The sequence below is a fragment of the Flavobacterium mesophilum genome, from assembly GCF_039581405.1.
Taxonomy (GTDB): Bacteria; Bacteroidota; Bacteroidia; order Flavobacteriales; family Flavobacteriaceae; genus Flavobacterium.
Window position 1 is genome coordinate 700,201 of the sequence record NZ_JBCPXZ010000002.1, and the last position, 18,228, is coordinate 718,428.

Here is an 18,228-nt window from a genome sequence, read left to right on the forward strand (position 1 = left end):
ACAAAAAAAGGAATAGCAAATTCACTATTCCTTTTCTATATTTTTCAAAAATCTAACTTTAAAAAGTTACAAGTTTCACACCCAATGTAAACCATCGCGATGGCAATGGCACCGCTCCTACTTCATAATAAGTGGTGTTAAATATATTTTGGGCATCTAAGAAGATGGTGAATTTATTTATTGACTGACTTACTCTAAAATCATTAATCCAGTAAGATGGTCCTGTAATTCTTTCGTTAAAACGTGTTGCAAACAAAACAGAGAAATCTTTAAATTGATAATCGATTGTATTTGTAATTTGATGTTTCAAAGAAGAAATCAAATATTTTGAATAAATTTCTGTTCGCGAACTTTTAAATTCCGAATCCAAATACGTGTACGCTAGAAGAATGTTCAATCTTGAATCTTTAGAAAAATCAAATCTGTACGTACTACGCAAATTGATTCCGTTTGTATTCAAATCTCCTGTGTTTTGGCTTTGCCAAGGCACTGTTGTCGCATTACGCATCCAATCAATATAATTATCGATTTTTCTATAGAAATAATTCGCATTGAAACTCAAGGCTTTTTTATTGTATTTGAAACCAATTTCGCTTTGAAAAGCATTTTCTGAATCTAAATCTGGATTTCCAATATTTCCAGTTTGTTTCAAATACAAGTCTGTAAATGATGGAATTCTCTGGCTTGTCCCAACATTTCCAATAATTTTAAATGCATCTGTAATGGCATAACTCGCATCAATTCCAGGGTAAATCTGCCATTTATAATCGGAATTGTAATTTAAGTATGTTCCGATATTTACATCTAATTTTTCAGAAAAACTTGTTCGATATTCAGCATAAAGCCCAACATTTTCACGATCGTGATCTCCAATATTTGACGAATGAATGTCTTCGTTTCTGAATTCAGCCCCAAAACCAATTTCTCCTTTTGCTAATTTAACCGTCGAATTCAATTCTCCAGCAATCGAATTGGTATAATGCTGGCTTCTTCCGACAGCCAAATTAGAGTTTCCTAAATAACGATAATCATCATAATTGTATCTATAAGTAACTCTCGGCATAATTTTCCAACTCTCCGTAATTTGATGCGTTGACTGAATATTTGCAAAAGTGGTCTGAACAATTTCTGTCGAATTTTTATCCCCAGGAGCCGCGTAAAATCCGTTAGCACCAAATCCGTTATTAATATAACCAGCCGAACCTAAAATTTGATTCTTATCATTAATCTGAACATTTCCTTGATAGAAAATTTTATTGTTTTCGAATGCTGTGTTGTAGCGGTAACCATTGCTTTTGTCATGAGAAGCAAAAATCAAATGTTGTTGTTTTTCTTTTCCTAAAACAGCTCCTGCCTGAATTCCAGTTCCATAAAAAGTATCTCCAGAATCTTGAGTGTCTTTCTCAAAATTTGAACCTGCATAAGTGCTCACTAAAAATCCAGAATCTGTTGGCTTTTTAGTTATAATGTTGATCGCTCCAGTTAAACTGTTAATTCCATAAATTCTTGCTGCCGGCCCGCGAACCACTTCAATTCTTTCAATAACTTCTACTGGAAGTGGCAAATTAAGCATATTGTGAGCTGTTTGAGAATCAATCACTTTTGCTCCGTTTAAAAGAACTACAGTTTGCTCGAAACTTCCGCCATCTACACTAATATCGGCTTGTGTTCCAAATGGTCCTCTTTGACGGATATCAACTCCGTTGGCGTATTGCAATACCTCCTGAAGTGTTCTTCCTGGAAGTTTTTTAATCGTTTCACTAGAGATAATGTAAACATTCCTATTTTGTTTTGAAATTGGAGTATTGAAACGATTCTCATTAATTATAACTTCATCCATTTGATTGATGGAATCCTTCTTAGTCTGTGCGTAAAAATTGGTACAAATTACTGTTAGTACAGCAATATAGATTTTCTTCATTTTTGGTTTGGTAATTTTTTGCAAAAGTAACACCTTATTATACGACGTACAAGCCCTAAATAGTTGCAAAAAAAAAGGAATAGCTATTATGCTATTCCCTTTTTTCAATTTAACCTTGGGTAACAATAAATAAAAATTAATTAAAACTATTTTTAAAATTTGAAATTCCACTTTGGAGCCAGCCAAAATAATCCTCAATATCAGGATTATATGCCGAAGTTTCATTCAAAGTTTCGCCTTCATTATTTACCAATACATAAAAAGGCTGCGCATTGGTTTTATAGGTTACAGTTTGGAATTCACTCCATTTCTGCCCGATATATTTTATTTTCTTTCCTGTCAATTCAGAAACAACTTGTTCGTTTTGAGGCAATTCTCTTTTATCATCAACATAAAGTGAGATCAGTACTACATCTTCTTTCAAAACCTTAAGCACTTTTTGATCCGACCAAACATTATCTTCCATTTTTCGGCAATTTACACAAGCATGCCCTGTGAAGTCAATCATAACGGGCTTGCGCATTTTTTTGGCGTAGGCCATTCCCAAATCATAATCGGTAAAAGCGATAATGTTGTGCGGACCAAATTCAGCTCCTTCTGGCAGTTTTGAAGTCAATTCATCAGAGTTTGTTCCTAAACCATTCGGGATTTCACTATAGTTTAACGGTGGCGGAAAACCACTTATCAGTTTTAATGGCGCTCCCCAAATACCGGGAATCAAATAAATAGTGAACGATAAAACAACAATTCCAAGACTTAATCTTCCCACACTGATATGTGACAACGGACTGTCATGTGGTAATTGAATTTTTCCAAACAAATACAAACTCAGTACTGCAAAAATGGCAATCCAAATCGCGAGAAAAGTTTCTCTTTCCAACCAATGTAATTGCAGAACCAAATCAGCATTAGATAAAAATTTAAAAGCCAAAGCCAATTCTAAAAAGCCTAAAAAAACTTTTACTGAATTCAACCATCCACCCGATTTTGGCAGTGAATTCAGCCAACCCGGAAAAGCTGCAAACAAAGTAAAAGGCAAAGCCAAAGCCAAAGAAAAACCGAACATTCCCATAAAAGGTGCAATACCGCCTCTTGAAGCCGCTTCGACCAATAACGTTCCTACAATTGGACCAGTGCATGAAAAAGACACAATTGCCAAGGCCAAAGCCATAAACAAAATTCCGACAATGCCTCCTCGATCTGCTTGGCTGTCTACTTTATTTGCCAATGAATTTGGAAGCATGATTTCAAATGCTCCCAAAAATGAAATGGCAAAAACAACTAGAAGCACGAAGAAAATCAAATTAAACCAAACATTTGTTGAAAGCGCATTTAACGAATCAGCGCCAAAAGCCCAGGTCACTACCGCACCAAGAAAAATATAAATTGTGATAATAAAAATGCCGTAAAAAATCGCTTTCCTGATTCCTTGTGATTTGGTTTTGCTCTGTTTCGTAAAAAAACTTACCGTCATTGGAATCATTGGAAAAACACATGGCGTTAACAAAGCGGCAAAACCAGAGAAAAACGACAAAATAAAAATTGTCCATAAACTATCTAATTCGGCTTTATTAAGCTTTTTGTGAACCACTTTTTTTGCCGGTAAAACTGTTTTTTCCTGAACACCAATTTCTGTTTTAACTTCTGTCGATGCTGAATCTGTTCTTATTTTTTCTTCAACAACTTCAACTGGAGCAATTTCTTTTGTGGCAATTTTGCTTACAGTTGGATTTACACTAAATTCAAGTTCGTCATAACTCGGTGGCAAGCAATTTTCATCATTGCAAACCATATATTCAACCTCAGCTTTTATTTTAAAAGGTTTATTTCCAATATTTTTTATACGCTGTCTAAATGTGGTTTCTTTCTCAAAAAACTTGATCGACATTTTAAAAACAGGATCATTGATCGTTTTTCCTTTTTCTTCTTTTACGTTTCCAACCAATTGAAAATCGGGGGTTTTAGTAAAAGTAAAATGAGTTGGAATTGGTCCGCCATCTGAAACTTCTTGGCTGTATAAATGCCAGCCAGCTTCTAAAGATGCTTTTGCATGCAATTCGTATTCAGTGTCTGAAATTTTTTCGACACTGGTTTTCCACTTGATGGGATTGTATATCTGAGCCTTTACCATTATTGTAAACAACAACAGCAGACTCACTAAAAATATGTTCTTGTTCATGGATAAAATTTTAGAAAAAAGAGGGCTGAATAGCAAAAAACAACCCCCTCGTAAATTCCGATATTGCAATTAATAATGCTTACTAATTCAAAATATCAATTGATTACGGAAGTACAAATTAAATTCTAGTAATTAAAAAAGTTTCAGATTATTTTAAGGGTTTGAAAACAACTTCCATCGAATCAGCTTTATCTAAAAGTGAAGTTGCAAACTCCTGAATATCTTTTGCAGTGATGCTTTTTACGATATCAACATAATTTTTAGGATCATTCATATCGTAATCGTTCTCAAAATAATTGTAAATCAAGTTCATGCTGTAACTATTAAAGTTTTTGCTGTCTTCTCTTGATTTCAAATAATTAGTTCTGGTTTTCTCGACATCTTCTGTAGTAATTTCTCCTTTTTTGATTTTATCAATTTCCTGATAAACAATTGGCAACAAATGTTCTACTTTATCAGCGTCACAATCAAAATTAATTTGAAGACTTGCCTTTGAAATTGGAAGCTTATCAACACTTGCTTTTACACCCGCGCCATACGTTCCGCCTTCTTTTTCACGAAGACTTTCGGTATAACGCAAAGTCAAGATATCACCCAAATAAGAAGCTAGAATTCTGTTTTTTTGAGTAAACGCACAATCCTTTAAAAATGCAATACGAACGGAGCTTTTTGGTGTTTCCATTTTAATGAAAACATCGTGATCGATTTTATTTGAAACCCATTTCGGAACTTCATTTTTAAATTTTTCTTTGCGTTTGATTCCGTTTATGCTCGCAATATATTTTTCCAATAACGGTTTTAAAACTTCAGGTGTAACATCTCCAACAATATAAAATTCAAAATTAGAAACATCGGCAAAACGATCCTGATAAAACGCTTTCATTTTATCAAAAGACAAATCATCAATGTATTTTTGATTGAATGGCTGTACTCTTGGATTATTTTTTCCGTAAACGACAGCTGATAAACTATCTTCCATTTTCGCATTTATGTCGTTTGCTCTGTTTTTCAACAAATTTTCCAATCGTTGTTTCATAAGCGCATACATTTGATTATCAAATCTTGGCTGAACAAAACGCAAATGAACCAATTGCATCATCGTTTCGATATCTTTTACATTTGCAGAACCCGAAACCATTTCTTTAAGAGAGCTGATGCTTACCGAAGAATTTGCAATTTTTCCTTTTAAAACCTTTTCTAAATCAACATTTGAAAGTTCACCAACTCCAGACATCATTGCCAAAACTGTTGCACGGCCAATTGAAGGAAGATCTTGCGGTGCATATAAAGAAGTTCCGCCTAGACTTTCCGCTTTAAGCTCTACTTCCTTTTTGTTTTTATCTGCAAATTTATAATGCACTTTTACACCATTGCTTAACACAAAAGTTGTGGCATCAATCGCAGTTTCCTTTTTCTCAGAAACGATTTTTCCTGAATTGATTTTCAGATTTCCTAAAAGTGTTTTTCCTTCAAAAGTATCTACATAAGCTTGTATTGAAGCATCATTTTCAGCTTTTTGGATGATATCAAAAGCTTTTTCCTGATTCAGATTTTGTTCGCCTTCAACACCTGTTACAGTAATAACTCGGTTTTGTTTTGTATATAATTTGGCTATTTGATCCTGAAGAATTTTGCTGTCCAGGTTTTTCAAAATCTCTTTTGTCATTTCGAATTCAGCTTTCGGATCGGCGATTACTTCGTGATCCAAATAATCGTCTTTTACCATTCCGATTACTTGTTTATGCGAAATCTCGTTTAGTTTTTCCAAGTAATTTTCATAGCCCGAAATGATTTCTTTAGCTGCTCTTTCGATTTCTCCTTTTGAAAAACCAAATTTATAGGCGCGAATCCATTCGTTCATCACTGCAGCAAAAGCTTCAGCTTGTTTTTCTGGTTTTGGTGAAACGCTCAAAATCCAGATATCATTTAAACGCGTGTAATTTTGGTAACCAATTTGTGCGCCTTTGAATGGACATTCTTGTTTTTGTGCCAATTCCGCCAAACGATTATTCAAAATTGAAAAAGCAATGCTTCTTTGGGTTGATTTTTCTAAATCGGCGTACGTATTCGTTGTTTTTTCTGCTTCATGACGAATCATAAAACTAAGATTAGAAGCCGAAATCTCTTTGTCTAAAGCCAATTTGAATGTTGGTTCTGCTTTCTCCGGAATAGCGATTTCGAAACGTTTCTTCGGATTTTGTGGCGTCGGAATATCGGCAAAAAGCTTTTTGATTTTCGCTTCAACTTCATCCGAATTAATATCACCAACAATAGCGATTGCCTGCAAATCTGGACGATACCAATCTTTATAAAAATCTTTTAATGCTTGATATTTGAAATTTTTGATAATATCCATATCCCCAATTGGCATACGGTCAGCATACAAACAATTGTTGTAATAATATGGCGCTAATTGTTCGTAAATTCTAGCGCGAGCATTTTGTCTCGTACGCCATTCTTCAGTAATTACACCGCGCTCAGCGTCAATTTCTTCATTTGTTAACGATAAAAAATTAGACCAATCGTGCAACACCAATAAACAAGTATCAACCACACTTCCATCTTTTGACGGAATATTGTCTAAGTTGTAAACCGTCTCGTCTGTACTCGTATAAGCGTTGATATTTTTTCCAAAAACGGCACCTTGTTTCTGAAGCGTGTTCAAAATGCCTTTTCCTTCAAAATGTTTGGTTCCGTTAAACGCCATATGCTCCAGAAAATGCGCCAAACCTTTTTGTTGGTCATTTTCTAAAATCGATCCCACATTCTGAATAATGTAATAACTGGCCGTATTTTTATTGACATCCGTTGGGTAAATATAATACGTCATGCCGTTTGGTAGCACACCTTTTTTTATTTTTTGGTTGACCGCAATTGGGTCTGTTGATTTAAAATTCTGTGCTTGCGACGAGCTTATGAAACCTGTCAGAAGCAGAAGAACTATAATTGTTTTTTTCATTTGTTTTTTGTTTGATGTTTAAATTTAAACACATAGAAACATAGCATTAGCTATCTATAAAAGGCGTTTCACTTTTTTAAATTCACATAGTTGCTATGTGAAAATCTTAATTCTAAAATTACCTCTCTTTATATTTTAATCTATGTTTCTATGTGTTAAATGTTTTATTGATTTGCTTGTCTAGCTCTTCAATAATTTATCCAACTGCACTCTCAATTCAGGATTTGACGGACGAAGTGCATCGGCATTGATGATATTTCCTTTTGTATCGAACAATAAAAATCTTGGAATCGCATTTACGTCATAGTTTTTAGCTACATCTGAACCAAAATCTTTGTCTGCCATCAACTGAATTCCTTTTAATTGTTCTTTGGTTACGAAATCTTTCCATTTTTGTGCGTCTTTTGGTTTATCCAATGAAAGGCTCACAAACACAATATTTTTTCCATGATAATCCTCCTCGATCTTTTTCATGTGCGGAATCTCCGCTTTACAAGGTCCGCACCAAGTTGCCCATAAATCAATATAAACATATTTTCCTTTAAAATCTGAAAAAGAAACTGGTTTGTCGTTGATGTCGTTATAGGTAAAATCCAATCCTTTTTGACCAACATTTTTATGCAGTACTTTTTCGTATTCTATTAAAAATGCTTTGCTTTCATTAGAAATCATATAAGGTTTGATTGACGGCGCAATATTTTCATATTCTTCAATTTTCATTCTTGAGGTCGCTACTGCATCGCGCAAATAAACATCTTTTAAAGCCGGATCTGTAATATGTGTAATCGCTTCAGCCAGATCCAAACGTTTTGGTGGCGGATTTACACCACTATTCATGCTCACATAAAAGAAATAATTTGACATTAAAGATAGACCATTTGCCAATTTTAGCAAATCTGAATCTGTAAACTTTTTGTCTGTCTGCCATGTTTTGATAACCGCTGGACGATCATCTTTATCAGGAAAAGCGCTTCTTGGCATTCTGAAAAAAGTATACGTCAATTCTTCAACATCGGTTGCAACCGCTAATTTTAATAATTTATTGAATGTTGCATCTTTTGTTTTGATTGATTTTGAAAATTCATCGGCTTTTGCCACACCTTTATCAATCCAAGGATAAAAATCGACATACGTTAAATTAGTCGCAAGTCTTGAAAACGGCGCAAATTCATTGTAGATTTCATTTGCTTTTTGCACCAAAGCATTTTGCCCAACATTCTTACCGCTTAAAACATAATTCTCTTTATTGATCAAAAGGCTGATGTCTAATTTTGGTTCTAAATACAAACGGATCAATTGGTTTCGGCTTTTCATCTGACCGTAATCTACATAGTAAAAACCAGCTGCTGAAACTGGCACCATAAAGCCAAATTCCCCAAGTGTGTTGACTTTCGCAGTTGCAGCAACCGCTGGTTTTCCTTCTTCGACATTATAAAGCGTAACTTCTTTTGCTTTAAAATCTGGTATTGAAACTGTTCCTTTAATAACTGCATATTCCGAAAAATTTGCAGCAAAACTCATTTGAACTACAGCGCAGATCAAAATGAAATTTAAAATGTGTTTTTTCATATTTTTTTGTTTTTTGTTGATGTTTATAGTGAAATTCGCATCGATTGATCACCTTGTTCGATGATGAAATCTTTGCTTTCTTTTGATTCTCTTAATTTTTTGAGGTTTTCTGGTTTCAATAAATCTTTGGCTTCAAAATCATTTATTTGAGTGACTTTAGCGCCTTCTTTTACTTTCTTTAGATCTTCATTTTGCTGATCGATTATTCTTTTTACCAGTAAATTTTGGTTTTCATCAAAATCCAAATCAAATCCGCCTAAATAAAAAGAAGACATTTTTTTGAAGTTTTTATTGGGTTCCAAATACACTGTTTTATGCAAAAGATCAATTGTGAAATTGAAACGTTTTATTAAATCGATTCCCAGAGATCCATCGGCGAAAGCCCAGCTTTTATTGGCTTCGTCATATTCCTGCAAGGCAATGGTTACGTTTGAAAAGTTATTTCCGTTTATCGCTATATTTGGAATCGCGCCACCCACAATTTTAGTTTGTTTTCCTAAACTGTAATTCACAGAAGTATATTCGGTTTTCAAGCTCGCTTTCAAATTATTTTTATGATTAAAAGGTCCATAAGCAATTAAATCATAACCTGCTCCAGTATCAAAAGTGAAACTGCCTTCGACTGTTTTTTTATCTTCAAAAGTCAGATTCATTTTTACCACCGGAAGTCCCGATTTATAATCAAAAACAAAGGGTTTTGCTTTGCCCCAATAATTGAAATTTCCGAAGTTGTACAAATCAATTGTCATTGTATCAAAATTGACCGACGTAATAAAATTGCGAAGCAGATTAGCGCCAAATAAGCCATCGTAAACACCGTGTTTCGGAAAAATGACCAAACCTTGACTTTTCAAAACTTGATCGCCAATATAAATTGTATTATCTGCCGAATACTGCACTTGCTGACTTCCGCCGACCACAGAAGCCGATTTGCTTTTCGTAACCACAACTCCTGCTTTGTACGCACTATCAGGATTCAACGCCATTCCGTCTGCGCCTGTGTCGAAAAGCATTAAAAATTCGCGATCGGCTTTGTTTAATTTTATTTTAATGGCGATTCCGTTTTCAATAATTTCAAACGGAATACTTGCCACTTTTTTAACCTCAGCATTTCGATCGACTTTATACAAACCATCGAAAAAGGTTAAATACAAAATTTTATTTTCCGAATTAAAAACAATTTGTGATGGCTTTTTTTCCTTTCCATTAAAACAAAAATCAACCAAAACAAAAGTTTCATTTTTAATCGTTACAGATTTCCCAATCTGAATAGAATCTAGCGCCGGAAAAGCTTTGAAAATTCCGTTCAAATAAAATTCATTTGAAGAGGAATCTCCTACTCCAACCGTAAATTCTGGTGCTAGAAGACTTTTTATACTATTAAAATCTTTCTGCTGAAAAGCCTGCTCAAATGCTTTTATGCTTTCTTGAACTTTCTTTTGCTGTGCATAATTGATACAGCTGAAAATCGTCAGTGCGAACACTAATAGCTTTTTCATCTTACTTTTGTAAAGTATATGGATTATTGGATGCTGGTTTTTGAACACCGAAATCTTTTAATAGAATGCCTTCGTATTTTGTCCAATCCTGAGCAGAGTAAATAGGTTTAACCTCTTCCAATAATTTTTTGAATGAAGCTAAATCGTTTGTTTTTTCAAACTCTTTTCGTTTACGTTGCAAAATGGTAAACACATGATTTTCAACACTAGATTTCCCATAATCTTTTTCAAACTGGTTTACATTTTTCAGAAAAAAATCGTCGTATTGTCTTCCAATTCTTAAACCTGTAATAATTACAAAAGGAACTTCGGCCAATAAAGAAGGTTGCGCTTTTAAGTAAGCATCGGCAGTTTCAAAAGAAACATTTCGTTTGTTTGCCAAATAAGCCTGTGCATAAAATTCTGGATAATCTTTTTCCTGAATTTGCGGACTGTACTTCTTAAATATTCCTTTTTTAGCTGAATCTTTAGCATTTTGAAGTAAAGCTGTAAATTGTTCTACACTTTGAAATCCTGTTTCGATGTCAATTACTTTTCCTTCTGCATTCAGAAATAAAAAAGTTGGAAAACCAGTAACGCCGTATTTCATACATAATCTTTTGCCAATTTCCTCTTTCAAAATATCTGATTTGAAAGTCACGAAATCTGCACTTAAGGCACTTGCAACTGTAGGGTCAGGAAATACATCTTTGTCCATTTGTGCGCACGGCATACAACCTGTAAAATACAAATCGACAAAAATTAACTTTTTCTCCTTTTGTGCTTGTTTTTTCGCCAATTCCCAGCTTTCATCAACTGGATTTGTCTGTGCATTTAAGGCAATAGAAGAGCTGGCAAGCAGCAAAACTGCACTTGCGATTTTAAAAAAACGTCTCATAAAATGTGGTTTTAGAAACCGAATGAAGAATGAAATTTCATCCTCATTCGGTTTTATTTTTAGGTTAAATTATCTACGGCGAAATGCAACATCAACAATTTTGCACAAACCCTCGTATTTGTTTGTTAATATTAAATCACCATTTACCGGTGGAACTGTATACAACTCCATTGTACCTGATGTTCCGTAACTTCCAACAATCAGTTTTTTATCGGCATCTCTGGCATTACTAACAAAACCAATATAAGTAACTTCTTCGGTTCCTTTGTTTATCATCAATTTAGCCGATTGTGTTCCGTTATCGTATTCATAGACTTTTCCGCCAACGGCATAGAATAAATATCCTGATTCTGGACTCACAGCAAATTTTGTTGCTTTATCAAAATCGGGAGCATTTAAAATTTCTTTATAATAGCTTTGAATTAAACCTTTAGAAAAACGCAGTAAACTATATTTCTTTGTCGTAGTATTTTTTAACACTGCAAAGTTTTCTAAATCATTAAAATTTGACGTTGTCATATAGATCAAATCAGAGTTGGTGTTACTCCAATCCAAAACTGTTTCGCTAGGAACTACCGGCGGCATTTCAGAACAATTTCCTTTTGAATAACTGAAACGTACAAAACGACGTGCATTTTGATCAAAGAAAACAGGCGTTCCTGTGGAACCACGATTCTCCGCAATAAAAGGTGCTGCGTAGAATGTTTTTGTTCCTGTTTCCATTATATTTTGTGGCAGACCGTATTTTATATTGAAAGCACGGTAGAAATAATAAATATCTCCTTTACTGTAAAGGAAATTTTCGCCTCCTGTAGGCGATTTCATGAAGTCAACCCCGAAATTTGTCGACATTGCACCTCCCACACTTTCATATGCGATATTTTGTGATTGTGTCCATCCAAAAGAATCCGGATCAAGTCTAGCCGTACCATTTTCGGTTGTTGTCACATAAACACCGTAAGCCGCAGAAGCTGATATTGCATTGCTGAAACAAGAAACATCTACAGCTTTTCCAGTTAATTTCAATGCCGAACCTGCCGCATCCAGAACATCTGTAATAATACGAGGCTGCGTGACACCAGGTATTATAGAAATCATGTCTAAACGTGCTTTATCATTTACGTCACCAACAACAAGCCAGCCTTCATAAATAGCAGAAACTACATTTAAAACAAATGGTTTTTGTTGCCATACAACCCCAGTAACATTGTCCTTAACAAAGTAATAGACATTATATTTACCAGGAGCTAATTTTACCGTAGTATCAAAATTTTTAGTAGTCGCAATAATTGTTTTCGACTCTAACAAAAGTTTAGCCGGATTAAGCGCTACCCATTCAAAACTATAACGATCAGGATTTGTGCTGTCGTCTAGAGTTGCATTTAGATTTGGGGTAATTTTGAAATTATCTCCTGTATAAACGGTGTACGCTTCTTCAATGCCTGTTGCGGCAATTTCATTAATTGCATTGTAGTCATAATTTCCTTCGTCTTGTGCGCAGCTATAGCATAAAACCAGCATCAGGGACAAAATAAATTGAATCTTTATATTTTTTAACATAATGTTCTATTTTAAAAATTTACTAAATGATTTTTAAGGAAAGATCATTTCTTTTCCGTCTTCTTCATAAATAATATTGCCCGAAGCTTTTTGGTCAGCCAAATAGCGTTTCATAAAAGCCTGATAATAGACAAAATCAGCAATTGCAAGACCAGGAGAACCCAGTTTCTGATTAAAAATAGTCGGATCCAGATTCATTAAATTACACATCAAGAAAAATTTCTTTGCCGAGAAAACTCCTAAATACGGCGCATACCAACCTATTGGTTGCGTCAATTTATCATCAAAAGAAAGTTTGAACTTAATAAAACTAATTGTTTTGTGAGTCAGCACATTAACCTCCTTACTTTTCATATTGGTGTTAAAGGATTCGTTTTCTTCTAAATTCAAAATCAGTAAAAGACCATTCTTTTTCATGTCTGCAGTTCTAAAAACAGTCACGGGAAGATCATTTACAATCTTGCCAGCAGGTATTGTAAAATTTTCAGGAATTTTAAAATGAGTCCCTGCAATTGCAGTACTTTTAGGATCGACAACCACTTTTACCTTTCTGTCGACATCACTCATTTTTCCCTGAACGTAAACTGGAATATTATAAACTTTCCCTGCAACTTCAGGTTTTTCCAAAGCAAATGTGAATCCTATACTATCTGTTATAGTTGTAGTCGCACCATCAGAAATTCCGAAAACTGCAGGAGCAAAATAAATACTGTCAGTTCCTGAGTACGTTGCAATTTCTTCATGATCACAGGAACTAAAGCCTATAAATGTTAAAAACAATATGCTAAAAATCAATATTTTTTTCATGTTACTTCGTTTTAAATTATTGGAAATTAACTTCGATGTCCGGCAATGGCACTACGTATTGAAGCGCTCCCATAGTGATGTTTCCAGAAGTCGCAGAACCGTTAGGAACCGTAGCACTGTTGATTCTTTTATAATAATAAAACAACTGTCCTTCGCCAATAAATTCTTTTTTGTATTCTTTTGTAACTTCTGTCGTTATGTTTGCAGTTGCTGCCAAATTCGACAATCCGCGGTTAAAACGAAGTGTATTTAAAAATCCAATCCCATCTGCCGCTACAGGAGCTGTTTCTGCAGCAATCAAATATATTTCTGAAAGTCTGATCATAGGGATCTGTAAACGGAACAACTTATCTTTATCGACTACATCTTCATATTTATAAAACGTTTTTTGCGTTTTTCCGCCCACGATAGGAACTTTCCAGCTTGGCAAACTTCTGTAATCGTTATCATTTGATTCAAAAACTGCTGTTAATCTGCTTAATATTGGAGCATAAATTATTGCATCTCCTAAATTATAATCAAATAGCGCTTTTTGTTTTGAATACAATTTATAATCGCTTAAAGCGAAAAAATTCTCAGAAGAAAAAATTCGATCTGGATTTGAAGCATTTGTTGCTTCAGAAAATGGAGTCCATGGAAAAAAGGTTGTCGATTTAGTAAAATTGATAATTTCATTTGCCACTTTAGAAGCTCCCACTTTATCTCCTGAATACAATAATACACGTGCTTTTAGACATTTTACCGCCAAATAATTCATTCGCAAACCTCTGTTGGCAGAGTAATAAGGATTTCCATCAAAATCAGAAGTTGCCATGTATTTTCCTGAAGTAAGAATAGGGTCTTTTTGCAACAATTCTAAAGCACTATCTAAATCGGCAAGAATTTTAGCCACAACATCTTTTGCCGGAAGTATCGGTTGATTTGCAGTAACTGCTGAATCATAATACGGAATCGCCGAAAGATCAGGACTTACTTTATAAATTGGTCCGTACAAACGCAACATATCAAAATGAAGCATTGCTCGTATTCCTATAGTTTCTCCTTTTAAAAGATTTGCTTTTTCTTGTGATACAATACTGCTATGTTCGTCCATGCTTTCCAAAAACTTATTGGCATACAAAATCGTTTTGTATCCTGCTTCCCAAATACTAGAAAACCTTGCTTTAGGAAATGCTTCTGTATAAGAATATGCAGCAATTTTATTATTATTAGTACTGCTTGACATATTATATTGTTGCCCCAAGATTTCAACTGCATCCATTGTAAGTTGGCGTCCATAAAGATCATCAGAAACCAAACTTAAATAAAGTCCGTTGTGTACATTTTGCATTCCGGCTTCATTTTCAAATATTTGAGATTCTAAAATTTTATCCTGAGGTTGTACATCCAAAAAGTCACTGCAGCCTGCAGCCGAGAATGTAATCAGGATTACTAATGCTATTTTATTAAAATACTGTTTCATTATTACTGTATTAAAATGATACGTTTAGACTTAAAGAAAAAATTCTTGAAAAAGGATACTCGATTCCACGTTCTGCTTTTATAGAAGAAACTCTGAAAAACTCATTTGCGTAAGCATTGAATCCTAAACCAGCTAATCCTGATTTGTTAAGCCATGCTCTATTTGTTACGCGATATCCTAAACGAAGTGATTCGCCTGAGATATAATCATCTTTTTGAATGAATCTTGAAGAAATTGGAGTATTGTTTGTCAAACTAATGGCTTTAAATTGTGCCAATTGTCCTGGAGTTGTCCAGCGGTCTGTAAAAGCTCTGGCATCTTGATTGTCAAAAATATTGCTTGAACTGATGTTTTCAACTTTATCATATAAAGCAGTATTAAATCGGTCAGCCCCAAAACTGTAACGAATAAATAATCCTAAACTAAAATTTTTATAATTAACGCTTGTAGAAAATACCCCAGTTGCAATTTCTCTTGAATTACCCATAATTCTTTCATCACTTTTATCTAAAATGAAAGTAGTTTCACCATTTTTCTTCAAGAAAACTTCTTTTCCAGTAGCTGGATCGATTCCTAAAGAAGGTACTGCCCAAAGATCATTTGTACTTGCTCCGTCATAATATCTTGTCAGGCTCGTTGTTTTTTTGGCTGCATCATTCAATGAAGCAAGAGCATTGTTAAAACCTCCTAATTCATTTTCGTTTGTAGTTGCCGTTAATCCAACTCCCCAATAAAAATTAGCTTTTGTATTGTTGATAAACGTATAATTAGCTTTAAGCTCTAAACCTCGTGTAGTAATGTAACCAATGTTTAGCGGATAAGCGGTAACTCCCGTTGAAGCCGCAAGATCGATTGCAACAATTTGAGGAGAAGTCTGACGTCTATATGCTCCCAAAGTAGCTGTTAACTTGTTTCTAAACATTCCCAAATCTAATCCTACCGACAAATCTTTTGTTTTTTGAGGCTCCAAATTGACATTGGCCAACTGCGAAACATTTAATCCCGCACCAAAAATATTAGTACTAGGATCGTACGTATAAATGTCATGAGATGCAAATCCTACAAGATTTTGATTTCCTGTCTGACCAAAGTTGGCACGCAGTTTTAGGATATTTACAATATCTTCATTCATCTTAAACTCATAGTTCAAATTCCATCCAATACCAATACCGTAATAAGGTGAGTATTTTTTATTTGTTCCAAAGTTTGTTGCTCCAGAAATTGTATGAGTTAAATCAAGCAGATATTTTCGGTTATAAGCATAGTTTAATTGATTCGTCAAATCTACGCTTCGAACAGTTTCACTATAACTGCCCGGTTGTGAATTTAATTCAAATCCAAAAGCAAAATTTGGATTACCTGCAACTCCTAATGGAAATCCTCTTAAAACAGAACTATAAGAAGAATATCTCGTTTCTAAGGCAGAAGCTCTTAAAGTATAATTAACCGAATGAACATTATTAAAAACATTTGAATAGGTTCCTCCAATATTACCATTCCATTTATTGGTCAGAAAATCACTTCTTTTATAACTTCCTTTTTCTGTTGGCGTGTTATTAATGAATTGTGTGTCATCTGGCGAGATAAACTTTGTTCCTGTTGTCTGCAATCTCGAAACCGAAATTGCGGCCGTAGTTTTGATATGAGGATTAACATCATAATTTACTGCAAAGTTATTTGTGAAGTTGAAATCAACTCCTTTATCAAAGCTATTTAAACGAACATTGTACAAAGGATTTACAGCTTGATTTACATAATCATTTACAATTCGGTTTCCAACTGGAACAGAAGTTCCATCTAAATAACGTGTTACGACACCATCTTCATTATATTTTGGATAATAAGGACTTGCTTTTGCCCAGATAGAAAAGTCGCCATAAGGAGATTCTTGATTATTTCCTCCAGAAACAAAAAAGTTGTTGTTAAAACTTAATTTGTTTTTTCTATAAATCAGGTTTGCATTATATCCCCATGTATTATGCTCAGAACCTTTCATAGTTCCTGACAAAGTCTTATAATTTCCTGCAAGATTAAATCTAAATTCATCTGATCCTCCTCCAATGGTCAAACTGTGTCCCGAAGTGATTCCCATTTGAATAGGTTCGTTCAACCAGTACGTATCGACACCGCGACGCACATTTGCTAAACGTTGATTGTAGATTTCGTCCCATTTATATTGAGTAGCATAGTCACCAAGACGCGGTACTATGTATGCTCTTGAAAGTCTTTCAAATTCTAATTTTTGCTCGGCATTCATTAAATTATAAACACTTAAATCTGCCAGCTCATAAGATGAATTATATACATAGGATACTTGTAATTTTCCTGCAACAGGCTTATTCGTTTCAATAACGACAACTCCGTTTGCAGAACGTGATCCGTATAAAGCTGTCGAAGCTGCATCTTTTAAAAGAGTGATGCTGGCGATTCTATTGATATCTAAATCGACAACCTGCTGCAAAGTTGTTGGAAAACCATCCAAAATAAACAAAGGCTGATTCGGATCTTCTTTAAATTGATCGTTTACCTGATTTGTCGTCAAACTCGTCTGCCCCCTCACCTCGATTGTTGGCAAAACATTTGGGTTTGATCCCGCTATATTATTATTCAAAACAATAAAAGACGGATCTATGGTTTTTAAGGCCTGAACCACATTTTGTGTAGAAACTTGTCTCAATTCTTCACCTTTATAGGTAGAAACAGCTCCTGTAATAAGTTCTTTTTTACGCACTGTCACCCCAGTATTTATGACAACACCGCCAAGTTCTTTAGTTTCCTGAACCAAAGAAATATTAATCAGCTTTCTTTTGTTTACCGCTACAACCTGCGCTCTGTGTCCAATATAAGTAAACAAAATTTGTCCGTCTTCAGGAGCAGTTATTGTATATTTTCCATCAAAATCAGTTTGTACAGCAACATTGCTGTTTCTAACTTTTATGTTTACGCCCGGAAGCGGTTCATTTTTATCATTGGTAACTGTACCTTTAATTTCAATCATTTTTGACTGAAAAACTACTGGATTCTCTTTGGGCAATTTTCTAACCAAAATCGTGTTTCCGTTTGACAAACTAAAATCGAAATCTTTATTAGGAAAGCTCGCTTCTAATAAATCATTTACTCTGATTTTACCTTTTTTAAGATGTACTTTGGGTAGTTTTTTAAATAAATCTTCCTGATAAATAAAAGTATAGTCTGTTTGCTGCTTTATAATATCAAAAACTTCGTCAACAGTTACCGTTTTATCAGCTGCAATAACAATTTTTGTGTTTTGCGAAAATACATTTGCGGGAGAAAAACCAAAAATTGCAGTACAAAACAAGAATATGAAAGTTCTCATAATGTTAATAATTAGTCGTTTTCTAAAATAGAAAAGAACGTCGGTTAATTTAAATTTC

General features: G+C 34.3%; 10 protein-coding genes. All 10 read right to left on the reverse strand.

What is annotated here, in order from left to right:
* Positions 1-58 precede the first annotated feature (58 nt).
* On the reverse strand, positions 59-1,921 hold the full coding sequence (locus AAYQ19_RS07490; RefSeq protein ID WP_343535542.1) for a TonB-dependent receptor plug domain-containing protein: 1,863 nt from the start codon (positions 1,919-1,921) through the stop codon (positions 59-61).
* Between the two features lie 136 nt (positions 1,922-2,057).
* A complete protein-coding gene (locus tag AAYQ19_RS07495) occupies positions 2,058-4,100 on the reverse strand; it encodes a protein-disulfide reductase DsbD family protein (protein ID WP_343535544.1) in 2,043 nt (680 codons plus the stop codon).
* A 148-nt stretch (positions 4,101-4,248) separates the two neighbouring features.
* Positions 4,249-7,059, reverse strand: coding sequence for a M16 family metallopeptidase (locus AAYQ19_RS07500; protein WP_343535546.1), 2,811 nt, complete (start codon positions 7,057-7,059; stop codon positions 4,249-4,251).
* Positions 7,060-7,239: 180 nt separating this feature from the next.
* Entirely contained in the window at positions 7,240-8,628 is a 1,389-nt protein-coding gene (locus tag AAYQ19_RS07505) for a TlpA family protein disulfide reductase (RefSeq protein WP_343535549.1), read from the reverse strand.
* Positions 8,629-8,651: 23 nt separating this feature from the next.
* Positions 8,652-10,127 (reverse strand): retropepsin-like aspartic protease, encoded by a 1,476-nt coding sequence (locus AAYQ19_RS07510; protein WP_343535551.1) that lies wholly within the window; start codon positions 10,125-10,127, stop codon positions 8,652-8,654.
* A 1-nt stretch (position 10,128) separates the two neighbouring features.
* On the reverse strand, positions 10,129-11,004 hold the full coding sequence (locus AAYQ19_RS07515; RefSeq protein WP_343535553.1) for a thioredoxin family protein: 876 nt from the start codon (positions 11,002-11,004) through the stop codon (positions 10,129-10,131).
* Positions 11,005-11,073: 69 nt separating this feature from the next.
* Complete coding sequence (locus tag AAYQ19_RS07520) at positions 11,074-12,564, reverse strand: PKD-like family lipoprotein (protein WP_343535555.1); 1,491 nt, start codon at positions 12,562-12,564, stop codon at positions 11,074-11,076.
* Between the two features lie 33 nt (positions 12,565-12,597).
* Complete coding sequence (locus tag AAYQ19_RS07525) at positions 12,598-13,371, reverse strand: DUF4843 domain-containing protein (protein WP_343535557.1); 774 nt, start codon at positions 13,369-13,371, stop codon at positions 12,598-12,600.
* A gap of 16 nt (positions 13,372-13,387) precedes the next feature.
* Complete coding sequence (locus AAYQ19_RS07530) at positions 13,388-14,833, reverse strand: RagB/SusD family nutrient uptake outer membrane protein (RefSeq protein ID WP_343535559.1); 1,446 nt, start codon at positions 14,831-14,833, stop codon at positions 13,388-13,390.
* A gap of 10 nt (positions 14,834-14,843) precedes the next feature.
* On the reverse strand, positions 14,844-18,170 hold the full coding sequence (locus tag AAYQ19_RS07535) for a SusC/RagA family TonB-linked outer membrane protein (RefSeq protein WP_343535561.1): 3,327 nt from the start codon (positions 18,168-18,170) through the stop codon (positions 14,844-14,846).
* Positions 18,171-18,228: the final 58 nt, after the last annotated feature.

What these genes read in the sequence shown, in the direction of transcription:
- AAYQ19_RS07510 (WP_343535551.1), bottom strand. Translation starts at nt 10,127, where the DNA reads ATGAAAAAGCTATTAGTGTTCGCACTGACGATTTTCAGCTGTATCAAT.
- AAYQ19_RS07490 (WP_343535542.1), bottom strand. Translation starts at nt 1,921, where the DNA reads ATGAAGAAAATCTATATTGCTGTACTAACAGTAATTTGTACCAATTTT.
- AAYQ19_RS07530 (WP_343535559.1), bottom strand. Translation starts at nt 14,833, where the DNA reads ATGAAACAGTATTTTAATAAAATAGCATTAGTAATCCTGATTACATTC.
- AAYQ19_RS07520 (WP_343535555.1), bottom strand. Translation starts at nt 12,564, where the DNA reads ATGTTAAAAAATATAAAGATTCAATTTATTTTGTCCCTGATGCTGGTT.
- AAYQ19_RS07505 (WP_343535549.1), bottom strand. Translation starts at nt 8,628, where the DNA reads ATGAAAAAACACATTTTAAATTTCATTTTGATCTGCGCTGTAGTTCAA.
- AAYQ19_RS07525 (WP_343535557.1), bottom strand. Translation starts at nt 13,371, where the DNA reads ATGAAAAAAATATTGATTTTTAGCATATTGTTTTTAACATTTATAGGC.
- AAYQ19_RS07535 (WP_343535561.1), bottom strand. Translation starts at nt 18,170, where the DNA reads ATGAGAACTTTCATATTCTTGTTTTGTACTGCAATTTTTGGTTTTTCT.
- AAYQ19_RS07500 (WP_343535546.1), bottom strand. Translation starts at nt 7,059, where the DNA reads ATGAAAAAAACAATTATAGTTCTTCTGCTTCTGACAGGTTTCATAAGC.
- AAYQ19_RS07515 (WP_343535553.1), bottom strand. Translation starts at nt 11,004, where the DNA reads ATGAGACGTTTTTTTAAAATCGCAAGTGCAGTTTTGCTGCTTGCCAGC.
- AAYQ19_RS07495 (WP_343535544.1), bottom strand. Translation starts at nt 4,100, where the DNA reads ATGAACAAGAACATATTTTTAGTGAGTCTGCTGTTGTTGTTTACAATA.